The following is a 24124-nucleotide window of genomic DNA, read 5'->3' on the forward strand; positions in this document are numbered from 1 at the left end:
TGGATGACGGCTATGGATACCGGCTACGGAAAGCGCTCTTCACGGTAAGCCTGCCCCACTTCGCGCAACACCTCGGCACAACCCTGAGCGGCAATCGACAACGGCAACGCCGGATTGCTGCACAGCCCCACCGAGCCGCCCGGTTCGCGAATCCCCAGTTCCAGCTCAACCAGTTCACCCCGATTCAAGTCCTGGCGCACCGCATCGAACGGCGCGATCCACACCGCATCGCTGCATTGCACGTAACGACGGCTCAAGGTCAGAGACAGGGTTTCCAGTCGTTGCCGGGGCGCACGGATGCCGTGCTGGACGAACAGGCTGTCGGCGAACTTGCGAATGGTGGTGCCCGCCAGTGGCAACACCAGTGGAAAGTCTTCCAGCGAACCTTGGGTGTCGGTGCTGGACAACAGCGGATGGCCGTCGCGCACCACCAGCGTCATGGATTCGCTGTACAGGTGCTCGAAGCTCAGGCCGAGGATTTGCGGGCTGTCGGTCATGCGCCCGACAACCAGATCCAGCTCACCCAAGCGCAGTTGCGACAGCAAATAGGCGCTGGGGCCTGTCGCGACACTGACCACCAACGCCGGGTGACGGGCATGCAGGCGGCAGATCACCTCAGGCACCAGCAGGCTTTCAACCGTCGACAAAACGCCCAGCCGCACAGTGAGCGGTTCGTGCTCGCCAGATCGCAGGCTGTTCACCCCTTCGCGCAGCGCCTGCACACAAGGCCCTGCATAGCGCATGAACGCCACACCGGCTTCGGTCAATGCAGCGCCGCTCTTGCTGCGCAGAAACAGACTGGCCGACAACAGACCCTCCAGCTCCTTGAGGGTCTTGGACAGCGCAGGCTGGCTGATCGCGAGCTTGTCGGCAGCCTTGGCCAGACTGCCCTGACGCGCCACTTCGAGAAAGCACACCAGATGGCGGAATTTGATGCGGGTGTCGATGTTCACGTTAAAACGACCTTGTTCTTTGCAACGGTGCGCAGCCTATACCTCGCGGTGAATGAACCGCCGTATTCGCCACCAAGGCGGCTCCCACAGATTTAGCGTCAAACACCCGATCAGGATTCGGCTCAAGACTTGTGGGAGCCGGCGTGCTGGCCAAAGCGAGGGAGCGAAGACATCGTCAGCGACTGACGTACTGCATTCACCCCATTCAATGATTACAGGGTCGCCAACGGCAACGTGAAACGAAACACGCTGCCCACCCCCAGCTCACTGGTGGCGGTCAATTCACCACCGTGGGCCTTCACGATGCCTTGCGAGATGTACAGACCCAACCCGGTGCCACTCGGGTTGCCCTCACGAATCCGCCAATAGCGTTCAAACACATGGGGCAGTTGATCCGCTGCGATGCCCGGCCCGGAATCGACGATATTGACGGCCACGAAATGCCCCTCCACCGTCGCCGTGACGCTGATCTTGCCTTCCTTGGGCGTGAATTTGATCGCGTTGCCCACCAGGTTCGACAGCACCTGAAACATCCGCTCAGGATCGGCCAGGATCTTCAGGTCCGGCTCTCCGGTGAACGACAGGTCGATGAACTTGTTCAGCGCCAACGGTGTAAGCAGTGTCCAGGCATCTTCGAAGAACTGGCTCAGTTCCAGCGTCTGGGCGTCGATGAGGTAACGCCCGGCTTCGATCTTCGAGGTGTCCAGCAAGTCTTCCAATAGCGTGGTCATGCGTGCCGTCGCCCGCTGGAGCGTGTCGATGGCCGAATTCAGGCGTTTGGACGCGGGGCTGACATCGGCCGCGATCACCCGTTGCATCATGCCGCACTGCATGCTGATCACCGTCAGCGGGCTGCGCAGGTCGTGGGACACCACGGCCACCAGTTCGTCCCGGGCGCGCACGGCGTCCTGCTCGCGCAGCACTTGCCGTGCAAGGTCAGACTCCAACGCTGAACGCCGCAAGTCGGTGGCCGCATACACATCGCCCACCGTCCACAGGCGCGAGATGCCGTCGACCTCCTGCTTCCAGGCTTCGAACGACTCACGTGGCTGCAAGCGGTCGGCAACGATCACTTTCGATGCGTCGGGGTTGCCGCTCCACTGCACGGTTTCCTTGATCTCGGGACGAAACCACATGACCGCGTTATCGACCGGCTTGGGCAAGGTAAATGCCAGCAGTCCACTGGCGAACCGGCGATACCCCTGCGCCTCGGGGAACACTGCACTGAGGCTCGGCGTTTCGAAAACTGCGGTGGGTTGCGCCTTGAGCCACTGATGCAGCGATTTGACCTGGTCCGCCGCCGGGCACTGGCCGAACAGATGAACAGCATCGTCAATCACCACTGCGGCGCCTGTGGCACCGGTCAGATCCATCAGGTCGCGAGAGCGTTCGACCAGACCGTGATAGACGTCCCCACAGGCAGCCGCCATCGACTCGGCCAGAGACACCAGCAACCCGTCCTTGGCCCTGCGCTCACGTTGCGCTGCCAGATCCTCCAGCGCGCCGATCTGCATCGACAGCACCTGGCCGATGGTCTGGCAGGCAGCGCGCAACGCGTGTGGCACTTGCAGCGGCTGGCGGTTGCCGCAACTGATCAGGCCCCACAGACGATCGTCCTTGAGCAGCGAAATGCTCATCGATGAACGCACGCCCATGTTCTGCATGTAGTGGCAATGAATCGGCGAGACGCTGCGCAGCACTGCATAACTCATGTCCAGCGGCTGACCAGTGTCCGGACGCAGCGCGGGCACCAGCGGCACCGGCACGTAGGTGGCGTCGGGAATGATCCGCAGCCAGTTCAGGCGGTACAACTCACGCGCCTGCTCGGGAATGTCACTGGCCGGAAAAAACAGCCCCTGGTAGGTGTCCAGCTCAGGGGTGGCGGCTTCGGCGATCACCTGGCCGTGGCCCTGCTCCTGAAAACGGTAGATCAGCACCCGGTCATAGCCGGTCAGCGCGCGAATCTCGTTGACGCTGATCTCGTACAAATCGGCCAGACTTTTTGCCGACTGCAGGCGGCGCAGCGTGCGCGTCAGGTGTTGATCGACGGATGTGCCGCTCTCCGAAGTGGCGACCGCTTCCAGTTCGATAAACAGCACCCCGTCGTGCCGGTGCAGCAAAGCGTCATACGCAACGGCATTCACCTGCACGGCAAACGGATTAAGGTCGTCCAGCGAATCGTTCGAAAGCGCGCCTTGCAAGCGCTGCGTCGTAGCCTCGCCCAGCCAGTGGGACAACGGCTGCCCCTGCTCCGCAGCCACACCCAGCACGTCAGGGGCATTGGCACTGGCCTGCTGAACGGTCCATGACCGCTCATCGATGGTCAACATCACGCCATGGGGCTGAATAGCACCGGGAATGCGGATCGGCTCGTCAGCGCACCGCTGGAGCAAGGCATTGAGGTTTGGCTCGAGTTCAGACGTCATCGCAACACTCCCGCACGGTCCAGCCATTGCTCGAAGCAGTAAAACGTCGCGCACGCGGCGTCCACGACCTGCGGGTTGGCGTCAGGGTGATCGAACTCAGCCAGTCGTGCGAGAAACGCCTTCCACAACCGCCCGGTGTCGCGGCCATACACATCGAGAAATTCACCGCCATTGTTGGCATCGATGCCCAACCGCGCGCCGATGATCCGCCGCAGCACCTGGCCGCCCAGCGTGGCGCCTTCCATCACGTACTGAATACCGAGCAACTGTGCTTGGCTACCGAGTGACGGCAGTTCATCGCACAACGGCAGCGCTGCGATATCGGCGTTGCTGAACCCCAGAGCACGCAGATCCTTGATCAACGCCGGGATTTTTTGCCGTTCGGAATCGACGGCGTCAGCATCGAGGAAAGCATCGATCTGCCGTTGCAGCGGTGCGTGAAAACCATAATAGGCGGCGATGACACGTGTGTAGGCGCGGGTATCGAGATCGGGATGCGTCAATGGCAAGCGTGCTTCCAGCGCTTTATGTTGCACCGCGGTCGCGATGCGCAGTTGCTGCAAGAGGCTAGCAGGCGGCGCGCAGGCAGAGGGAATAGAGAATTCGGAGATGGCGTCGACCAAGGGCGGTGGCGTCCTGGCTGGAAGGAAGGGAAACGTTCAAGTACACAGACATCCGCAGATTCAGCTCGTGCAACGCAAATGACTACCGCGCACACTAATGGACGCGGCCGTTCGGTGTAAATACGCCTGCGATCAGCTGTAGGCGCATGCGCGGTCGTGATCGGTTGCGCAGCGGCACACAACCGACCATCGTGATTGCGCTGACCTCAGTCAGAAAATGTAGTCAGTGGTCAGGAAGCTCGACTCGCGATTGTGAATGATGTCGCTGATCAGCGCCTTGTTGTTCTCCTGGAATTTGGTCGCGACCAATGTTCGGATCGAGAACACCCGCAAGGCGTCGTGCACCGACAACGTCCCTTCGGCCGAGTTCTTGCGCCCGTTGAACGGGAAGCTGTCCGGGCCGCGCTGGCACTGAGCGTTGATGTTGATCCGTCCGACCTGGTTGGCGAACGCGTCCACCAGCCGTCCGACCTGTTTGGAATCGTTGCCGAAAATGCTCAACTGCTGGCCGAAATCCGAATCCAGCACGTATTCGATCACGTCTTCCAGATCACGATAAGCCACCACCGGCACCACCGGGCCGAACTGCTCTTCGTGGTACACGCGCATGTCCGGGGTCACCGGGTACAGCACCGCCGGGTAGAAAAACTGCTGATGGGTGGCGCCACCGCCTTCGTTCACCACTTTGGCGCCTTTACTCACCGCGTCGTCCACCAGCCCTTGCAGGTAATCGGTCTTGCCCGGTTCCGGCAACGGCGTCAGCGACACACCCGCCTCCCACGGCATCCCCGGCTTGAGCTGGGCGAGTTTTTCCTCGAATTTCTCCAGGAAGCTGCCCACCACGTTCTCGTGCACGAACAGAATCTTCAGCGCCGTGCAGCGCTGACCGTTGAACGACAGCGAGCCGGTGATGGCCTCGGACACTGCGTTGTCCAGGTTGACATCGGGCAGCACGATACCCGGGTTCTTCGCATCCAGCCCCAGCGCTGCGCGCAGACGGTGCGGTTTGGGGTGAAGTTTTTTCAGGGCGCTGGCCGCCTTGTTGGTGCCAATGAACGCGAACACGTCGATCTTGCCGCTGGCCATCAGCGCACTGACCGTCTCGCGGCCGCTGCCGTAAATCACGTTGATCACGCCTGCCGGGAAGCTGTCGCGGAAGGCTTCGAGCAATGGGCGAATGAGCAGCACGCCGAATTTCGCCGGTTTGAAGACCACGGTGTTGCCCATGATCAGCGCCGGGATCAGTGTGGTGAAGGTTTCGTTCAGCGGGTAGTTGTAAGGCCCCATGCACAGGGTCACGCCCAGGGGTACGCGGCGGATCTGACCCAGCGTGTCCTGCTCCAGTTCGAAACGGCTGGAGCGGCGATCCAGTTCCTTCAGCGCATTGATGGTGTCGACGATGTAGTCGCAGGTGCGGTCGAACTCTTTCTGCGAGTCCTTGAGGTTCTTGCCGATTTCCCACATCAGCAGCGTGACCACGGCTTCACGCTGTTCACGCATCTTTTTGAGGAAGGTTTCGACGTGGCGGATGCGGTCCACGACGCGCATCGTCGGCCATGTGCCCTGACCTCGGTCGTAGGCTTTGACTGCCGCGTCCAGCGCGGTCATTGCCGTGTCCGCGTCCATCAGTGGCGTGCTGCCCAGCACTACGGATTCCAGCCCCGCATCGGTTTTGAGCGACACCGGACTGAGCACTGGCGCCAGTGGTCCATGCCACTGACGCAGCTCACCATTGACCAGATACTCACGCTGCTCGATCGCAGGCCCTGCACGGAACTGCTCAGGGATGTCTTCGGCGCGCGGATACAGGTTGTCCAGGCGGTTTTGCAGGGTCATTTCTCGTTACCTCTTCCAGTCGGCAATTGTGCGAACGACACTACGCCACAGCCAGCGCGGAATGAAAAGACTTGTGGCACATGTCACCGCCCCGTGACAGAGCGCCATTTCTGGTTTCGCTTTCTGCTTTTGCTCCCGCTTTTGCCGTTGCTCTTCATACGCAATAGCCCAGACACCGCCGACCGCGACTTGCGTTCAGCCTGCACCCAAATCGCGTTCGGCGGTGTCTGGACGTTTTGTGTCTGAAGAGCAAAAGCGAGAGCAGTGCTGAGCGCGTTTCGGTTTGCTCAGGCCACTGCTGTCTGATTACGCCCTTGCGCCTTGGCACGGAACAGCGCTTTGTCGGCGTTGTTGAGCAAGGCCTGGAACGCCTGATCGTGTGCCGTCATGGTCGCCACACCCAGACTCGCCGTGATGACTTCGCCGTGTTCGCAGGTCAATCGGGTGATGGCATCACGCAGTTGCTCGGCGCGGGTCTGCGCCACATCGATGGTCGCGTTGGTCAACAGCAACCCGAACTCTTCTCCGCCCAACCGACCACAGATGTCGGCATCACGGATCGAATCGCAGATGACCGCGCCAATCTGCCGCAACACCTGATCCCCGGCCTGATGGCCATAAGAATCGTTGATTCGCTTGAAGTGATCGATGTCCAGCATCAACACGCTCAGCGGCAGGCGATTGCGCTTGCAGTGGTCGAACGTTTGCTCGGCCTGCCGGAAAAACGCGCGACGGTTCTTCAACCCCGTCAATTCATCGGTTTGCGCCGCGTGGTTGGCGATACGATGGGCGTACTCCATCTCTCGCTTCATGTAGAACGCCTTTTCCATGGCTTCGGACAACTTGCGCGTGGCGCTGATGACGAAGGAGGCGAACACCAGGGACGCCACCGCCATGCCGATCTGCGTGCCACCGGGCTGTAACAGCAACCACAACGTGCAGGGCAGCAACACCAGGCCTATGGAAACGATGGTCATGGAGCGATAAGCGGAATAACAGGACACCGCACTCACCGACATCCCCACGGCGAACAACAACACCAGCGTTTGCGTCAGCACGTCATCCGGCCCCACCAGGGCCAGCGCGCCGCCGCCCCAGATCCCGGCTGACAAAACCAGGGTCAGCCAGTATTTCAGTTCCCAGCGCTCAGGCGTGCGCACGTCCGCCGGGCTGCGAAACCAGGAGGACAGCAACAATACGCGCAGCAAGGTAGAAGCGCTCAACAGGGCCAGCCAGGTGGTGACCACGTCGTGGTCCACGCGTGCCCAGCACAGCCAGCTCAGCATCACAGCGCCAAGAAAACTGCCGGTCACCGAGAACACGCTTTGTCGAAACAGCAGGTGCAGACAATCCGTTCGCACCTGGGCCCGAATCAGGACATCGCGCTCGTGTTGAAACTCAAGGAGATACATCGAATACGCCTGTCCATACCCCGGTGATGGGGTCGATTGTGGCACCCTGCTATGACGCTATACAACACGCACGATGACAAACCGGTCAGAATTGAGCATCCGCAGGACAAAAGAAGCCCGGACTCCCCGCAAAAGCGCCAGCCAGTGCCCTCATCTCCTCAAATGGAGCCACCCAAACGGCAGCATTCACGGCTTAAACGTCCAGCTCTTTCATCCGGTGATAGAGCGTGCGGCGAGGAATGTTCAGCTCTTGGCTCACGGCGTCAATGCTGTTGTTGTGACGTTTGAGTGAGGCCTGTATCAATACCTTCTCGATGACCCGTAATTGCGATTTCAATCCCGTCGAGGAGTCACGCTCTTCATCCGTACCGTTGCCCAACAGCGGTACGCCCAGCACGAAGCGTTTGGCCGCCGACTTCAGCTCACGGATATTGCCGGGCCAGTCGTGATTCAGCAGCACGTGGCGCAGCACGCAGCCAATATCCGGCAGGGCGAGGCCCGCATCTCGCGCCGAGGCCAGAGCAAAACGGCGAAACAGCGGGAGTATCCGTTCCCGTCGGGCACGCAAGGGCGGCAATTTGAGGGTCAGCACGTTGAGCCGGAAGTAGAGATCGCGGCGAAAGCGCCCCTGCTCCACCAGTTCATCCAGCGAATGCTGCGCCGAAGCAATCACGCACACATCCAGCGCAATCGAGGCGGTTGACCCCAGCCGTTCGACCGCACGGGTCTCCAGCACGCGCAACAACTTCGCTTGCAGGCTCAGCGGCATGCTGTCGATTTCGTCAAGATACAAAGTGCCACCCTGCGCGGCCTCGATGTAACCGACCCGGGAGCGATCGGCGCCGGTGTACGCGCCGCTGACCACGCCGAACAGTTCGCTTTCGGCCAGCGATTCCGGAATCGCCGCGCAGTTCATGGCCACCAGCCTTCCCTTGCGCCCGGACAATTCATGTATGCGCTGTGCGACGGTGTCCTTGCCGGTGCCGGTCTCGCCCGACAGCAGCACGTCGATCCCCAGTTGCGAAATACTCTGGGCCACGATCGTCAGGTTGGGCACATGACGGTCGTCTTCCAGTTGTTCATCGAAAAAATCGTACACACTCATCCACGACCTCGGGCAGTTAACGCGCCTGCGGCCAAGACGACGCCGCAGACCTTCCACACAATTGGCGAGACAACAGGTATTCGGGTGTTACGAAAACAGCGGATCCGGGGTGCTCAGACAGGCCAGCCCAAGTTCTTTCATCCGGTGATACAAGGTACGGCGCGGGATTTCGAGCTCTTGCAGCACGGCATCCAGGCGGTGTTTGTGGCGCTTGAGGGCATCCTCGATGAGCATTTTCTCGATGACCCGCAATTGCGTTTTAAGCCCTGTTTCGGGGTCGCGGTCCGGCTCGATGTCCGCGCCCAACAGAGGAAATCCGAGCACGAAACGCTTGGCGGCCGACTTCAGCTCGCGGATGTTGCCGGGCCAGGCGTGGCTGAGCAGCACTTGCACCAGGCCATTGCTCAGCACAGGCACTGCGCGATTGAAGTCCGCGGCGATGGCCTGGGTGAACTGGTCGAACAACGGCAGGATCTGTTCGCGACGGCTGCGCAGCGCTGGCATCTGAATGGTCAGCACATTGAGTCGAAAAAACAGGTCGCGACGAAACAGCCCTTGTTCCACGAGTTCATCCAGCGGTCGCTGGGACGAAGCAATCACCCGCAAATCCACGGGAATGAACGCGGTGGAGCCTAAACGCTCAATGCCCCGGGTCTCCAGAATGCGCAGCAGCTTGGCCTGTAGGCTCAGGGGCATGCTGTCGATTTCATCCAGGTACAGCGTGCCGCCGCTGGACGCCTCGATGTAGCCTTCGCGGGCGCGGTTGACCCCCGTGTACGCCCCGTTGACCACACCGAACAGTTGGCTTTCCGCCAGGGATTCGGGAATGGCGGCGCAGTTCATGCCTATAAAGGAACCTGTCCGACCGGACAACTCATGAATGCATTTGGCCAGCGTGTCCTTGCCAGTTCCGGTCTCCCCGCACAGCAACAGATCCATGCTCAGATTCGCGGTATTCAATGCAATCTGATGAATATCCAGCGATGCATTTGCCCCTAATGACGCCCAGCCGCTTACATCGATTTCTTCCTTCATCGATACCTCTCAAAGTGGGTGCAAGCGATTTATTAGTATCACGCAATACAGAGGCAGCACTATTTAATTTTAGTTCCCGCACTTGGTGAGAACCTGTTCACATCGCTACATATGATATCAATATGATTTCATATGACAGCGCCCAATTACTTGCACTCAAACATTCAAACGATTATTTAAATTTACGACTTGCTTGCGCAGCGTCGATGTTTTATTAACACCACGCCAAGCCGGAACCGTTCTCATCCAGCATCACACAACGTTAACAATCAACGGGTTATGCTCTGTTTCAGTGCGCCGATCGCCGATGAGCAGCCTAGCCGTCAGAAAAACATCGAATGCAACGATGCCCCGCCTCAGTGTTTTTTAATAAGTGACGGGGCATTTAATTTTAAACGCACGCACCACCCCACTGTTTATAACTTACTTAAGTCCTCGCACTTCGATACTAACACTCACATTTAAGTGCTGTTTATTCTCCTCGCTGACTTTCTATCAGCTTCCGGTATTTTTCATTCACCGCCGTCGCCCGTTAGTGATTTGATTATTTTAAGTACGACTGTTGTTCCGCGTTCGGTTTTCCAACTAAGGCCATTCGGTTTTCCGAACATTGCTTTATCCATTCAGCCACACCGGACGGAGGCCCTTGTTTTTCGGGGGGTACGGTGGCATTGCGCTGGCACTTTCTACGCATACCTGCTCGACGCTTTGCGTCAACAGGCACACTCTGGCAATCGGGATCCAACTAACGAACAGCGTGGCCATCGGGTGGAAAACGGTGGCCTTAGCTGAACATTCGGCTATTGAATACTGTTTCGGTGTTTCAAGATATGTCCGCCGCTGAAATCTACACAGGTGTATCAGCGACGTTACACGGCGCTGTAAAAGTTCATTAAGAATGCGCCGAATCGGATTAGCGCGAGGCCAGGAAGAACGCGCTTATGGGCAGGACAGGTGCCACTTTCAGGGAAAAATCGCTCTGTATCAGTGCCGTTACGCGAACGAGTGGCGATCTTTTGCGCCGAATCAGGTCATTGTCCTGCCGCCACGAATGGCGTGATCACGGCAGCGATCGGACGGACGGCGCAGCGGGAGCCGCACTGACCGCCAGGGTCTCGGCGGCGGTTTGCGGCGAATTCATCCGGGCCAGGCTGGCTGTAATCTGACGCGTCTGATCCCTGGGCACCAGCAGGTGCGCCGGGCCATCCACAGTTTTCTTGCGCAGAAACGCAGGGTTCAGCCCCAGCAGCACCGCTTCGTCGACCCCGGCACTGGCGGCCAACTGGCTCAGGTCCACGGGTCGGGTCAGCTCAATGGCCGTGAAATATGGCGAGTTGGCCACCGGATTCAGCTCGACCCCATAGGCGCCGGGTTCTCGCACCAGCATCGACAGCGCCAGCAGGCGCGGCACGTAATCCTGGGTTTCCCGAGGCAGATTCAGATGCCAGTAGTCGGTGGGCAATCCTCGCTGCTGATTGGCCGCGACCGCGCGGCTGACCGTGCCCTCACCTGCGTTGTAAGCCGCCATCGCGAGCAGCCAGTCGCCATTGAACTGGTCGTGCAATCGTGTCAGGTAATCCATCGCAGCCTTGCTGGACGCTACCACGTCTCGCCGTCCGTCGTACCAGGCGGTCTGGCGCAGGTTGAAATCACGGCCGGTGGCGGCCATGAATTGCCACAATCCCGCCGCATCCCGTACGGAATTGGCTTTGGGGTTGTAGGCGCTTTCCACGATAGGCAGCAGCGCCAGTTCGGAGGGCATGCCGCGCACGTCGAGACTTTCGGCGATGAAATGCAGGTAGGGGCTGGCCCGCAGACTGGCGTTACGCAAAAAGCCGGGGTTGCTCAGCAACCAGTCGCGCTGGCGCTCGATCCGCTGATTGAGGCCGTTGTCGTCAACGAGCGTAAAGCCTTGCCCCAGCCGCCCCCAGATATCACTGCCGTCATAGGCCACGGGCGCGGCCCTTTTACCCTGCACCTTGCCCGGCGCTGCGCCTGTATCTGACGAACGATTGAGTCCGGCCACCAGCCTCGGCGTACGTTCTATGGAGGGTTTGGGCGGATACCCCATGGCCGCTGAATAATCGAACGACTGACAACCCGCACACAGCAGCGCCAGACTCAGCGAGCCGAAACGAATTTGACGCGCCAGCGTCGCGCGCTCGTTGAGGGAGAAAAAAGCAGGGGGCATAGGGCGAGGGTCCTGAGGGCAATCTCCCTAGGTGGCCCGCGCGCCCGAGCGGTTCCATGTCGACCCGCAATCCACCCGTCAGCGGTACGACCAACCCTGCACCGTGCGCACCAGTTCAGTCAGATCCCGCTCCCCACCGTCCTGTTGTGCTGCGACGTTCCACAACTGACGCGCTGCATTGCCCAGCCACATGGGCACGCCCAGGGCCTGACACTCTTCAACCGCCAACCCGACGTCCTTGCACACGCTGGACAGCGGAAAACCGAAATCGTAGGTGCCCGGCAGCACGTGTTTGGGGAATTTATCCAGCGTGGCGCCGTTCTTGCCGCTCCCGGCGTTGATCACCGACATCATCACTTCAGGGTCCAGCCCGCCTTTGACGCCTGCGACGAAGGCTTCGCTGGTGATCGCAAAGGCCGTGGTGGACAGCATGTTGTTGAGCAATTTGAGCAACTGCCCCTGCCCCGGCTGTTCGCCAACGATGAACACCTTGCCGAACACCTCGAACAGCGGACGCACTTGCTCGACCACCGCAGGCTTGCCCGCGATCATCAGCGCCAGCGTGCCCTTCTTCGCACCTGCGGCGCCACCGCTGACCGGGGCGTCCACCGTTTCAATGCCTTTGGCCGCAAGCCCCGCAGCCACTTCCTGCTCAGCCCGAGAGCCGACCGTCGAGAGGTCCACCAGAATCCGCACCGCACAGCCGTCGACGATGCCATCGTCACCCAGCGCCACGGCCTTGAAAATGGCCGGGCTGGGTAGGCTGGTGAAGATGATGTCGGCAGTGTCCGCCACCTCGCGCACGCTACCGGCGACCCGAGCGCCCAGTGCACCCAACTCATCCAGCGCGCGTTGATCCTTGTCATAAATGACCAGCGAATGCCCCTGCTCCAGCAGACGCCGCGCCATAGGGCGCCCCATGACGCCCACGCCAATGAATCCCAGTTGTTGATCAGCCATGATGACGTTCCTGTGGGTTAGCGACTGGCCAGACGCATGAGTGCGCCTGCGTCGATTGACTGTTCCAGTGCCCATACCGCCTCGATCAGCGGCTCGGGCGTGCACCCCGAACCACCAAAGGTGGCCAGTTCACGCACTTTGTCTTCGAGAAACCGGTCGCTCAGCGGCGCACCCAGGCTGCCCAGTGATACATCGATAACGTGGGTCAGCGGTTCGCGGTTGTGAAAGCAGATCCGCACTTGCACCGACTCCACCCGATAGCAGGCGTCGTCGATGAAGTGCAGCCGCGCGTACAACGCACGCAGGTTCGGGTCGCTGACGGCGGCATCGCTGAACTCGGCCAGCCCCGCCTTGCCCCTCGCCAGACTGACCGACACGGCATGTTGAGCGCTGACCTGAGATTGCCGTCCCCGTTGAATGTCAGGACGATCCGTGCGCTGCCTTAATAAAGGGTGTCCGGTGAGTTCGATGCGTGTGATGTCGTCCAGTGCCCAGTCGCGCTCGCGCGACACATGCAAGCAAGCCTCAATCACCGGGTTGAGCACCACGCCGCAAGGCCAGGGTTTATAGGTGTTGGCCAGCAGCGCCCAGCGTTCGCCCAACCCGGCGCTGATTTCGTCGAAGCGCGGCTGTTCGCCGAACACGCGCAGAAAGCCTCGCTCGCCTTCCAGCGGCTGATCCGGCCCGGCAAAGCCGTCCTGCGCCAACAAGGCCGAGAGCACGCCGTTACGTGCGGCATTGCCCACGCCGACGCTTTTCGCGGCACTGCCCAACGTCTCGACAAGGCCCGATGCTTGCGCGCTGGCGCTGCCAAAGGCCCACACCAGTTGGGTTGCGGACAGCCCCAGCACTTTACCCACCGCCGCTGCTGCACCGAATACGCCACAGGTCGCGGTGATGTGCCAGCCGCGACGGTAGTGTTCGGGAGAGATGGCCATGGCCAGGCGGCACTCCACTTCCACACCCAGTACAAAGGCCAACAGCAGTTGCTCACCCGAGATGACCCGGCTTTCAGCCAGCGCGAACAAGGCCGCAGCCACGGGCGCGGTCGGGTGCAGGATGGTGGGCATGTGGGTGTCGTCGTAGTCGAAAACGTTGGCGCTCATGGCGTTCAGCGATGCGGCGTTGAGCATGTCCATCGTTTCGTCACGGCCGATGACATGGGCGTTGCCCCCTGCATTGAAGCGGGCGAACAGCGTCGCAGCCTTGATCACGTCCGGGTCGCTGCAACCGGCCAGCGATACGGCGAAGTAGTTGAGCAGCGCGCGCCGGGCTTCGTGGCGCACGTTGGCCGGGATGTCCGCCCACAGGGTGGTTTCGACGAACTCAGCCAGTTGAAGGCTCAGGGTTGAGGTCATGAGGTGTCCTTTATGCAATGCCTGACGCAATCCCTGTAGGAGTGAGTTTGCTCGCGAGGCGTCGGGCCGGATATTGATGTCGTATAGGCGGACGCATCGCGAGCAAGCTCACTCCTACAAAAGACGCGTATTTTCAATTCAGATTTTGTTATTCACCCCGCCATCCACCCATCATCCACCGGCAACGTCGCGCCCGTGATCGACCCGGCCGATTCGCTACACAAATAAACGATGAGATCGGCCACATGACTGGCCTCGACGAAACGCCCGGTGGCCTGTTTGCCTTGCAGAAACTCACGGGTCGCCGTCTCGCGATCCAGTTGTTTTTGCGCCATCAACGCCGTCAAACGGCCTTCGATGTTGGGCGTCAGCACCGAGCCCGGACACACCGCATTGCAGGTGATGCCCTGGCCCTGGGTTTCCACGGCCACGGCGCGGGTCAGGCCGAGCAGCGCAGTCTTGGTGGTCACGTAATCGATGCGGTTGGCAATGCCGCGCGCGCCGTAGGCCGAAGACAGGTTGAAAATGCGCCCCCATTGCCTTTCGCGCATGCCGGGCAGTACCAGCTGGATGGCGCGGAAAGCGGCCGTCAGGTTCACCGCCAGCGCCTGATCCCAGCACGCCATCGGGAAATCTTCCAGCGGCGAGAAGTGCCGTACCACCGCGTTATTGACCAGCACATCGACGGGCCCCGCCGTCTTGATCAGGCGCCCGATCTGGTCGACATCCGACAGGTCCGCATGCACGTAGCGCACCTCGACATCATGGGCGCGCATCAGCTCATCGCAGGTCTGCTGCATCGATTCCGGCGCGGCCAATCCGTGCAGCACCAGATGACAGCCTGCCGCCGCCAAACCTTTGCCCATGGCCAGCCCGAGACCGTCGGACGAGCCGGTCACCAATGCCGTTTTGCCTTTCATACCCCGGCTCCATGGGCATCGATCCGTACCGCGAACGAAGGGTCCTGCGGGTCAACGGGTGCAAAGCGGTTCATGACATCCGGGTCATGCCCCGGAATCACCAGCGCACCGGGCCGCTGCATCCACTCACGGATCAACTCGTAGCCCCGGTACATGTCCGCGAGGCTGTCGAGCACGGCGAACGGCCGGTCCAGTTCCAGTTCTTCGTAGTAGTGAATGGCGTCGGAGGCGAGGATCACCGGGCCTTCGGGCATTTCCACCACCACCGCCATCTGCCCTGGCGTGTGGCCACCCACTTCATGCAGCTCGATACCGGGAATCAGCGTGTGACGTGGCCCGTCGAGCAACGTGATGCGCCCGTCGCGGTGCAATGCCTGAATGCGCTCGATGTCCAGCGGGTCAATATGGTGGCCGTACTGCGGGCGTTTGCCCATGTCGGTGCCCCAGAACTCGAACTCTTTGCGCGACATGACGATCTGCGCGTTGGGGTAAAGGCCCAGATTTCCGGCGTGGTCGTAATGGGCGTGGGTCAACACCAGCAACTTGACCTCTTTGGGGTCGATGCCCAGCCTTGCCAGCGCATCGGCAGGCGCCACCACCGGCTGCCGACGCCGTGCCGCAGCCGCTTCAGGGCTGAAACCGGTGTCGATGACGATGGTCTGCTCGGCGTTGCGGAAGATCCAGAAGAAGTAATCCATGGTGATTTCCACGTCCGGCTCGCGGTAGGCGCGAAAGTTGTAATAGCACTCGGCTTTGCTGGTTTGCCGGGTGCCGTAGCGCACCACGATCACTTCGGGGTCAGTCCAGTTCGGTTTCACGGGTTTGGATGGCGTGTTCATGTGCGTTCCTCGCTGTTGTTTTTATGAGGCGTATCGCAGGCGACGTTATGGCGAGTCGGGTGCGCTCCGGCCCAGGGCCTGTTCGAGCAGCGGCGCCGCTTCGAGGGCGCCGTGAATCCCGATCAGGCTGACGATCTCCAGCAGCTCCATGATTTCTTCCTTCGTCGCTCCGTAACGCAGTGCGTTGCGCATGTGCAGCTTGAGGCCCGGCACGTACAGGTGCGTGGCGGCGGCGTCGAAGGCGCAGTACATGAACTCCTTGACCTTGGGTTCGAGCACGCCCGTGCGCCACGGCACTGAAGAGAACTCGACGTAGGCGTCGAACAACTCGGGGTCCAGCTCCAGCAGGCCTTCCCACGACGCATGCCAGTAGCCGCGGTTTTCGATGAAGCTGCTCTTGAGTGCCTCGCGCCTGGCGTCCAGTGGCGCCGGGCCGTCGCGCATGCCCTCTTCTTCCAGCACCTCCAGCAGCGTCGGCACACCCACGTTGGAGGCGTGAATGCCGACCGTGCTGATCAACTGGAGCACTTCCACCAGCTCTTCGCGGGTGGCGCCGGAGCGGATCGCCATGGCGATGTGCGCCTGCATGCCGGGCCGAAACAGGTGAGTGGCGTTGGCACTGGCCGCCAGCGCGATGAAGGCCTTGACCTTGTCGGGCAGGTAATTCTTTTGCCACGGCACGGCGGCAAACCCGGCGTAGGCCTCGACAAAGCCGGGGTCCAGACGCAGCAGGCTGTCCCACCCGGCGCTCCACGTGCCTTGACTGCGTTCAAAAGCGGCTTTGGCCTGTTGTTGTTTTTCAGTGAGGCTCATGGTGTTCCTCTTATATGGATGCAACTCAAACCGCTTCTGGCCGAAGGCCGTTCTCTGCGGCCCAGACCAAGCCACGCTCCTACGGCCTTCGGCCAGAATCAAAAGCATTGCGGCGTTCAGCCAGAACCCATCGTGCAATTCAATCCGCGCTGCGCAGGTAATCCACATCCGCCACCGCTTCCTGCCACTCGGTTTTGCCGATGGAGGTGGCGGTGTGGACCATAAAGTTCTTGGTGTTGGCGCCGTGCCAATGCCGTTCGTGCGGGCCGATCCACACCGTGTCGCCCTGACGGATCGGTTGCGGGTCGTTGCCCTCCAGACAAATCCAGCCGCTGCCCGCCGTGACGTACAGCACCTGGCCTTGTTCGTGGTAATGCCAGTGGGTGCGCGCACCGGGGTTGAACGACACGTTATTGATGGTCACGCCATCGGTGGTCGGCATCACCGGATCGGCCCAGACCACGCCGGTGAACGTGGCGCCACGCTGCTCGGAAATCGCCCCTTCGACGCTGCCGTGAAACACCTTCATGCTTTGTCTCCTTCTTTTGATGCGTGAAGCCGCACGCCACCGGACATGTCGCCAATGGCGTCCACCACGCGATTACTGATCAGGTCGCCATAACCCAATGCCGTCTGCAGCCCGAAACTGGCCAGCGGCCCGGACGCATTGAGCGACGCCACCCCCAACTCGCGAACGCGCTCCAGGTAGAGCACCACGTCCTTGCTCATCAACTTGCCGGTCAGGCCGCCTTCCAGGTAATTGCCGTCGACGATGTGCGGAAAGCGGTTGAGCGTGGCGAAGTTAACCCCGCTGCTGCTGTTGAGCACGTCGAGCAGCCGATGCAGGTCCAGCCCGGCCTTCTTGCCCGCCACCATCACCTCCGCCGTGGCTGCGAGGCTGACAGCATTGAGAAAATTGTTGAGCAGTTTGGTGGTGTGCCCGGCGCCGCTGTCGCCCATCAGAAACACCTTACTGGCGATGGGTTCGAACACCCAGGCCAGTGCCTCGACCGTGGCCGCGTCGCCGCCAACCATCAGGGTCAACGCGCCCTTTTCCGCCGCCGCAGCACCACCGGAAATCCCGGCATCGACGTACTGCACGCCGCGCTCGGCAAATAGACCGTGCAGTCGCATCGTCGAACTGGCCGCCGCCGTGCTCAAATCCACGACAATCTGACCTTCACGACAATGTGCCAGCAGCCCGTTGGCGCCCTCGACCACCGCCTCCACCACCTTGCTGTCCGGTAGCGACAACAGCACCACATTCGCCTCGGCCATGACATCGGCCATGGACGCAGCCACCTGCGCGCCTGCGGCCTTGGTCCGCTGGGGGTCAGTGTCGAAACCCAGCACCGGCAGCCCGGCATTCACCAGGCAGCGCGTCATGCGCCCGCCCATGTTGCCCAGCCCAATGAAACCCACGGTTTTGCTCTTCACGACGGCTCTCCTCGTGGATTAGAAATCAACGTCTTTGGTTTCCGGCCCCATGTAGGCGCCGAGGGTCGCGATCACCCCGCCAATCACCAGCAGCACAGCGGGCGTGACGGTGAATGGGATGAACTGGCCCAGCCAGGCCATGTAGAAGGCGTAGAAAGAGGGAATGATCACCGACAGACTGAAGCCGACCCCAAACCCGGTGGCGCGCACATCGGTCACGAAGCGCTCGTTGATGTAGGTCACGATTACGCCCCACGGCGCGGTCACCAACACCGACAACACACAGACCAGGGTCATGATCACCGGCAGTGACAATCCTTGAACGTTGGCCAGCACGTACATGATCCCCGCGCCCGCCGTGGCGATGATCGGCCCCAGGGTGATGAAAAAGCGTCGACGGCCGATCTTCTGGCCGATGATTCCCGAGGCGATGTAGCTGAAGAACAGAATCGAATAGGCCAGCAGCAAGGTGCCCGTCACTTGCAGCCCGGACAGGTGCAAGGTGTTCACCAGCAAGCCGGTGGGCAGGAAGATGGTGATGATGTTCTGGGTCAGCCAGAAGCCGGTCATCATCAGCAGCACTTGCAGCAGGTTGCGGCCGCTCTTGCCTTTGAGCAGGTCGGTCAGCGGCAGTTTTTCCCGAGGCTTGTTACCGGTTTCGCTTTCCCAGATTTCCGATTCCGACACCGCGTACACGTAGTACAGCGCCAGCACACCGGCCAACAGCGCGCCGATCACGAACGGAATCCGCCAGCCCCACTGCACGTACGGCGAGCCGGGGCCATCCAGCGGGAACAGCATGAACATCAGCATCGCCACCAGGTTGATGCTGACGTAGGCCAGCGGGAAACCGGCGATGATCAAACCGCCCACGAAACCGCGCTGATGCTTTTTCGAATACTCGATGGCCAGCGGCATGGCCCCGGTGTAGCCGCCGCCGAGAAAGATGCCATCCACGAAACGCAGCAGCACCAGCGCCCAATACGAGGCGATACCAATGGTCTCGTAACCGGGCAACAGCGCGATCAGCAACGTGACAATGCCAAACCCGGACACCGAATAGATCGAGGCCATGCGGCGCCCGGTCTTGTCGGCGATCATGCCGAACAGCAACGCGCCGATGGGACGCCCCAGCAATGTGGTGATGAACACCAGCGAGGCCAGAATCGCCGCCATGCCCGGCGACAACTGAGCGGGCTGGAAGAAGAACAATACCGGCGATAACACCACCACCGGCAGATAGATGTCGAACATGTCGATGTATTCGGAGAAAAACGCGCCCTTGATGGCGTTCCTTCTCTTCTTCTCGATCGACTGCTCAGATTCAGCCACCGCAGTGGCCGGGGCGTATGTGCTCATGACGGTTCCTTGTAGTTATTGTTGAACGCCTGTCGTGTGTGTTGTGGAGAACGGAATCAGCCTTTTGCGGTTTCAGCCTCGTAGGCCTTGATCGCCTCCGACGCCACCCGAAACGCCGCCAGGCCCAGCGGTGCACCGCAATACACGGCGGCATGCATCAGCACGGCGCGGATCTCGTCCTGGGTCACCCCGTTGCGCAGCGCACCGCGCACGTGAACGCTGAGTTCGTGGTGCTGGCTCATGGCAGTGAGCATGGCGATGTTGATGATGCTGCGGGTCTTGAACGGCAGCGTCGGGTCGCCCCAGATCTCGCCCCAGCAGTATTCGGTGACCAGCTTTTGCATTGGCCGGTTGAAGTCGTCTGCCGCCGCCCAGGATTTCTCCACGTGACGGTCGCCCAGCACCTCCTTGCGGTTGTTGAAGCCCTGATTGAAACGTTCGTTGTCTTCCATCGTTCTGGCACCTTATTCGTACGATCGACTGATTGTCATACAGCTAAAGCAGGCAAATTTTTTTAGGTCACGGCGCGGCTGTCCGAATACGGATCAGGCGCCGTAACCGACCATCGATTTCACTTCCAGGTATTCGCGCAAGCCGTACTCGCCCCACTCGCGGCCATTGCCCGAGCGCTTGACGCCGCCAAAAGGCGCGGCGAAATCCGCAGGCGGGTAATTCAAATGCACGGTGCCCGCCTGCAACCGCCGGGCAACGTCACGAGCACGTTGGTGATCGGCCGATTGCACATAGGCCGCCAGCCCGTAGTGGGTGCCATTGGCGATGGCAATCGCTTCGGCTTCGCTGTCGTAAGGGATCATCGACAGCACCGGGCCGAAGATTTCTTCCTGAGCGATGGTCATCTTGGGGGTCACGTCGGCGAACACCGTGGGTTTGGCGTAGTAACCTTTTTCAATGCCGCTCGGCAGGCCCACGCCGCCCGTGACCAAGGTGGCACCTTCGTCGATGCCGTTCTGGATCAACGCCTGCACGCGGCGAAACTGGGCGCGGTTGACCAGCGGGCCCAGTTGAGTGCTTTCGTCAGTGGTCGGGCCAACGCTGTAACCCTCGGCAGCCACTTTGGCGATCTGCACCGCATCGGCCATCAGCGCACGGGGGATCAGCATCCGCGTCGGGATCGAACAGGACTGCCCGCTGTTGGTAAAGCACGCGGCCACGCCTCGGGTCACCGCATCTTGCAGATTGACGTCGTCGAGCAGAATGTTCGCTGACTTGCCACCCAGTTCCTGCGCCACGCGCTTGACCGTATCGGCGGCAGATTTGGCCACCAGAACGCCTGCGCGGGTCGAGCCGGTGAACGACAACATGTCGATGTCCGGGTGCGCCGACAGCGCCGCGCCCACGCCGGGGCCGTCGCCGTTGATCAGGTTGAACACCCCCGGTGGCACGCCCGCTTCGTCCAGCACTTCGGCGAACAACAGGCTGCTCAGTGGCGAGTATTCACTGGGTTTGAGCACCATGGTGCAACCAGCGGCCAAGGCCGGACCAACCTTGACCACGATCTGGTTGATCGGCCAGTTCCAGGGCGTGATCAGGCCGCAGACGCCGACGGGTTCGTGGCGGATCAAGGTGCTGCCCTGCGGCTCTTCGAACTGAAAGCGCTGCAAGACTTCGATCAATTGATTCAGGTGCAGCCAGCCCCGAGGGACCTGAAACTGGCGGGAAAAGGTGATCGGCGAACCCATTTCCACGCGCATGGCCTGAGCGAATGCCTCTTGGCGGCGCTCGTAAATCGCCACCACGCGTTTGAGCAAGGCAATGCGTTCAGCAACCGACGTCTGCGCATAGCTCGGCAACGCTGCCCGAGCGGCCGCTACTGCGCGGTCCACATCCGTCGCATCGCCCAGTGCCAGACGCTCGACAACGTTTTCCGTGGCGGGGTCGATCACATCGAACCAGGTCGGGGATGCCGGTTCGACCCAACGGCCATTGATATAAAAGCGATCAGCGTTTGACATGACAACAGCCCCTCACTCGCCTTCGTTGGCCAGCATGCGGTACATCTCGGTGTGGTCCGTCGTGGGCGTTGCACCTTGCGCCACGTCATTCCAGACCTTGATCGCGCTCTGGCCAAAGATCAGCGGGTAATCCAGCGCGTCGGACAGGCCCTTGGCGATCTTCAGGTCCTTGTTCATCAACTGCATCGAGAACCCGGAACCAAAGGTGCCGCTGAGCATGAACTGCTTGGCTTTATTCAGTGAAGTGTTACTGCCGCCGCTGGAGGCGTTGAGCACATCGACCATCACATCGGGATCGATGCCGAAACGCTTGGCCACGTGCAACGCTTCGACCGTGGCCATCAGACCGGCCGCCGAAACGAAGTTGTTCAGTGCTTTGGCGGCGTGGCCGGAACCGGCATCGCCGATGTGCAGGATGTTCTTGCCCATGGCGTCGAGCACCGGTCGACAGCGCTGCATCACGGCGGCGTCGCCGCCCACCAGAATCGCCAGACTGCCGTCCACCGCGCGTTTCACGCCTCCGGAAACCGGAGCGTCGAGGTAAGCGAGGTTGAGAGTGTTGAGTTTCTGCCCCAACTCGCGAGAGCGCGCAGGCTCTGACGAACTCATGTCGATCACCACGGTTTGCGGGGCCAACGAGCCGGCCCAACCGCCCTCACCCAGCAACACCGTCTCGACAATGTTCGAATTGGGCAGCATGGTGATCAGCACATCGAGGGTCTGGGCGTTTTCGGGAGTGAGTGCGCTGGCGTCGAGGGTCGCCTGCACGTCGCGCAGACGCCCGGCATCGGCGTCGGCGAGGAACAATTGAAAGCCGGCGTTGGCCAGGCAGGCGGTCATGGGCGTGCCCATCATGCCCAGTCCGATGAAGCCGATCCGTTGCGGTTGCGTCATGTTCGTGCCCTTTGATTTCTTATGTTCTTGTCAATCGGGTCGAGGCGGCGTCTTGCACAAGCTGCAGGATGGTCGCCAGCAGGTGAGGTGAAATTATCGGATTGTCATACAGTCGGTCAATAGGCTAGTTTACAGATTCTTACCAGCGGTACTTTGAAAGAGGAGTTAACGGATGATCGTCGAATTACGGATTTACCACTGCGCACCGGGCCGCCTGCCGGCCCTGCACGACCGTTTCACCAGCACGACATTGGGTTTCTTTGAGAAATACGGGATCAAGCAGATTGGCTTTTGGACCAACCTGAGCGGCCCGACCAACCAGTCGTTGACCTACTTGCTGCAATGGGAAAGTCTCGCTGAGCGCGAGGCGAAGTGGAATGCGTTTCAAAGCGACGCCGAGTGGATCGCCAAACGGGCCGCGAGCGAGGCGCAGGCGATCATCGTCGAGCGCATCGAGAACCAATTCCTGACCCCGACGGCGTATTCGGCATTGCGTTGAGCATCAAAAGCCTGAAACGACAAAGATAACGCTGCCGTTGCCGTTGCCGTTGATCTTGATCTTGATCTTGATCTTGATCTTCTTACGCAATAGCCCAGACACCGCCGGCCGCGACTTGGGTGCTGGCTGAGCGCAGGCGTTGCGTAGTGGGTTGAGCCGCAGGGATGCGGCGAGAGCGAGGTGGCCATGGATGGCCATCCCTCGCGTGCCCACGGAGCGTCGCCGAAGTGAGGGGACTCTGACGCAGTCAGAGCCAAACCAGGAGCAATGGTTTTTGGTGACTTTTTCCCGAAAGAAAAAGTTACCCGCTGTAAGAGCGGAAAGGTGAATCAGCGTCACCCCCACGAACGGATCAGACCCGGATATCTGGACCGCGCTTTTAAAGCTATTGGAGACGTTGAAATCCGGGGCAGATCCGTTATTGGGGATATAGGGATTTAGGGTTTCGCCCCCTCGGGCGACCTACTTTCCTTACGGGGAAAGTAGGCAAAGCCACCTGCTCCTGGTTTGGCCTTGACTGCGTCAAGGTCCCCTCACTCCGGCGCCGCTCCGTGGGCACGCGAGGGATGGCCATCCATGGCCACCTCGCTCTCGCCGCATCCCTGCGGCTCAACCCACTACGCGACGCCTGCGTTCAGCCTGCACCCAAGTCGCGTTCGGCGGTGTCTGGACGTTTTGTGTATGAAGAGCAAAAGCAGAAGCAACGGCAACGGCAACGGCAACGGCTATTGCACCGTATGCCCGTCATTCTCCGCCAGCAGCTCAAGCACGTTTTTCGAGGCGTTCTCAACGTGCAACAACGCCGCCGCACAGGCGCCCCCCTCATCGCGCTGCTGAATCTTGCGCACGATCGCCTTCAATTCAGCCAAGGTGTGCGGCATGCGCCCTTCCCGCCCCAGCGACAACGCCCGCAGCAGGCTCACGCGGTTGTTCAACTGTTCCAGCATCCCGCCGACCACCCGGCTCTGCTCGATGTCCAGCAGCACGTGATAGAAACGCCGCTTGATGTCCAGCAACGCAGTGCCGTCAACGCTGGCGGTGTGAGACTGCTCTTCAAACTCATCGAAGACCTCCGCCAGCTCCGCCACGTCTTCATCGGTGGCGTAACGCACGAAATTGCGCACGGCCAATACCTCCAGCGCGCCGCGCACGTCGTAGATCTGCACCGCATCCTTGGCGTCCACCGACGCCACATAAGCGCCACGGTGCGGCACCTGCTCCACCAGCCCCTCGGCCTCCAGTTGACGCAACGCTTCGCGCAACGAGGTGCGGCTGACATCCAGCGCGGTGTACAACTGCTGCTCCACCAGACGGTCGCCGGGCTTGAAGCGGCCCGAGATGATTTCGTTGCGCAGTGCATCCTGCACTTGATGCCGCAAGGACGACGCTTGGCGTAGTACTTTCATGCTGTATTCCCGAAGACCTGTGAATGCCGTGCCGCTGGCGACCCGCGAACTGGCCGCCAGCAGTCAAATCCGGGGACTGATCCTC

The 24124-nt window shown here is 60.8% G+C and carries 21 protein-coding genes and 1 pseudogene; 1 reads left to right on the forward strand and 21 read right to left on the reverse strand.

Annotated elements, in window-relative coordinates:
• Positions 1 to 23 precede the first annotated feature (23 nt).
• The 19 genes and pseudogenes from pcaQ to ACI2KB_RS04990 form a co-directional block, all read right to left on the reverse strand.
• Positions 24 to 953, reverse strand: a complete 930-nt coding sequence (gene pcaQ / locus ACI2KB_RS04900) for a pca operon transcription factor PcaQ (RefSeq protein WP_404631982.1) — start codon at positions 951 to 953, stop codon at positions 24 to 26.
• Between the two features lie 212 nt (positions 954 to 1165).
• Complete coding sequence (locus tag ACI2KB_RS04905; protein ID WP_404631984.1) at positions 1166 to 3379, reverse strand: ATP-binding protein; 2214 nt, start codon at positions 3377 to 3379, stop codon at positions 1166 to 1168.
• The gene (locus ACI2KB_RS04910) at positions 3376 to 4002 is read right to left on the reverse strand and encodes a biliverdin-producing heme oxygenase (protein WP_404631986.1); all 627 of its coding nucleotides are present in this window, start codon (positions 4000 to 4002) and stop codon (positions 3376 to 3378) included. Before ACI2KB_RS04910 ends, ACI2KB_RS04905 begins: the two co-directional genes overlap by 4 nt.
• Before the next feature lie 210 nt (positions 4003 to 4212).
• Positions 4213 to 5838 carry an NADP-dependent glyceraldehyde-3-phosphate dehydrogenase gene (locus ACI2KB_RS04915; protein WP_404631988.1) on the reverse strand — a complete coding sequence of 542 codons (1626 nt, stop codon included), beginning with the start codon at positions 5836 to 5838 and terminating at the stop codon, positions 4213 to 4215.
• Positions 5839 to 6125: 287 nt separating this feature from the next.
• Positions 6126 to 7250: a diguanylate cyclase gene (locus ACI2KB_RS04920; RefSeq protein ID WP_404631990.1), complete on the reverse strand. Its 1125-nt coding sequence runs from the start codon at positions 7248 to 7250 to the stop codon at positions 6126 to 6128.
• Positions 7251 to 7443: 193 nt separating this feature from the next.
• Positions 7444 to 8355, reverse strand: a complete 912-nt coding sequence (locus ACI2KB_RS04925) for a sigma 54-interacting transcriptional regulator (protein ID WP_404631992.1) — start codon at positions 8353 to 8355, stop codon at positions 7444 to 7446.
• Positions 8356 to 8442: 87 nt separating this feature from the next.
• On the reverse strand, positions 8443 to 9390 hold the full coding sequence (locus ACI2KB_RS04930) for a sigma 54-interacting transcriptional regulator (protein WP_404631994.1): 948 nt from the start codon (positions 9388 to 9390) through the stop codon (positions 8443 to 8445).
• Between the two features lie 1063 nt (positions 9391 to 10453).
• Positions 10454 to 11581: pseudogene (locus tag ACI2KB_RS04935) on the reverse strand (transglycosylase SLT domain-containing protein); the annotation flags it as partial.
• 78 nt (positions 11582 to 11659) lie between these two features.
• Positions 11660 to 12616: an NAD(P)-dependent oxidoreductase gene (locus tag ACI2KB_RS04940; RefSeq protein ID WP_404631996.1), complete on the reverse strand. Its 957-nt coding sequence runs from the start codon at positions 12614 to 12616 to the stop codon at positions 11660 to 11662.
• A complete protein-coding gene (locus ACI2KB_RS04945) occupies positions 12559 to 13899 on the reverse strand; it encodes an MmgE/PrpD family protein (protein WP_404631998.1) in 1341 nt (446 codons plus the stop codon). Before ACI2KB_RS04945 ends, ACI2KB_RS04940 begins: the two co-directional genes overlap by 58 nt.
• Before the next feature lie 152 nt (positions 13900 to 14051).
• The gene (locus tag ACI2KB_RS04950; protein WP_404632000.1) at positions 14052 to 14819 is read right to left on the reverse strand and encodes an SDR family NAD(P)-dependent oxidoreductase; all 768 of its coding nucleotides are present in this window, start codon (positions 14817 to 14819) and stop codon (positions 14052 to 14054) included.
• On the reverse strand, positions 14816 to 15658 hold the full coding sequence (locus ACI2KB_RS04955) for an N-acyl homoserine lactonase family protein (RefSeq protein WP_404632002.1): 843 nt from the start codon (positions 15656 to 15658) through the stop codon (positions 14816 to 14818). Before ACI2KB_RS04955 ends, ACI2KB_RS04950 begins: the two co-directional genes overlap by 4 nt.
• A gap of 45 nt (positions 15659 to 15703) precedes the next feature.
• Positions 15704 to 16471 carry a carboxymuconolactone decarboxylase family protein gene (locus ACI2KB_RS04960; RefSeq protein ID WP_404632004.1) on the reverse strand — a complete coding sequence of 256 codons (768 nt, stop codon included), beginning with the start codon at positions 16469 to 16471 and terminating at the stop codon, positions 15704 to 15706.
• Positions 16472 to 16610: 139 nt separating this feature from the next.
• Entirely contained in the window at positions 16611 to 17000 is a 390-nt protein-coding gene (locus ACI2KB_RS04965) for a cupin domain-containing protein (protein ID WP_404632006.1), read from the reverse strand.
• Entirely contained in the window at positions 16997 to 17908 is a 912-nt protein-coding gene (locus ACI2KB_RS04970) for an NAD(P)-dependent oxidoreductase (RefSeq protein ID WP_404632008.1), read from the reverse strand. Before ACI2KB_RS04970 ends, ACI2KB_RS04965 begins: the two co-directional genes overlap by 4 nt.
• 18 nt (positions 17909 to 17926) lie before the next feature.
• Complete coding sequence (locus ACI2KB_RS04975; protein ID WP_404632010.1) at positions 17927 to 19267, reverse strand: MFS transporter; 1341 nt, start codon at positions 19265 to 19267, stop codon at positions 17927 to 17929.
• Between the two features lie 56 nt (positions 19268 to 19323).
• Complete coding sequence (locus ACI2KB_RS04980) at positions 19324 to 19719, reverse strand: carboxymuconolactone decarboxylase family protein (RefSeq protein WP_404632012.1); 396 nt, start codon at positions 19717 to 19719, stop codon at positions 19324 to 19326.
• A 93-nt stretch (positions 19720 to 19812) separates the two neighbouring features.
• A complete protein-coding gene (locus ACI2KB_RS04985; protein ID WP_404632014.1) occupies positions 19813 to 21240 on the reverse strand; it encodes an aldehyde dehydrogenase family protein in 1428 nt (475 codons plus the stop codon).
• 12 nt (positions 21241 to 21252) lie between these two features.
• On the reverse strand, positions 21253 to 22134 hold the full coding sequence (locus ACI2KB_RS04990) for an NAD(P)-dependent oxidoreductase (RefSeq protein ID WP_404632016.1): 882 nt from the start codon (positions 22132 to 22134) through the stop codon (positions 21253 to 21255).
• 172 nt (positions 22135 to 22306) lie between these two features.
• Here ACI2KB_RS04990 and ACI2KB_RS04995 point away from each other — a divergent pair, with 172 nt between their 5' ends.
• The gene (locus ACI2KB_RS04995) at positions 22307 to 22633 is read left to right on the forward strand and encodes an NIPSNAP family protein (RefSeq protein WP_404632018.1); all 327 of its coding nucleotides are present in this window, start codon (positions 22307 to 22309) and stop codon (positions 22631 to 22633) included.
• 3 nt (positions 22634 to 22636) lie between these two features.
• On the opposite strand, the gene ACI2KB_RS05000 is transcribed toward ACI2KB_RS04995, so the two are convergent.
• Together ACI2KB_RS05000 and ACI2KB_RS05005 are read right to left on the reverse strand one after the other, a co-directional pair.
• Positions 22637 to 22831, reverse strand: coding sequence for a hypothetical protein (locus ACI2KB_RS05000; RefSeq protein WP_404632020.1), 195 nt, complete (start codon positions 22829 to 22831; stop codon positions 22637 to 22639).
• Between the two features lie 527 nt (positions 22832 to 23358).
• Positions 23359 to 24039 (reverse strand): GntR family transcriptional regulator, encoded by a 681-nt coding sequence (locus tag ACI2KB_RS05005; RefSeq protein WP_404632022.1) that lies wholly within the window; start codon positions 24037 to 24039, stop codon positions 23359 to 23361.
• Positions 24040 to 24124 lie beyond the last annotated feature (85 nt).

The organism is Pseudomonas sp. NPDC088444 (assembly GCF_044900175.1).
Lineage (GTDB): Bacteria > Pseudomonadota > Gammaproteobacteria > Pseudomonadales > Pseudomonadaceae > Aquipseudomonas.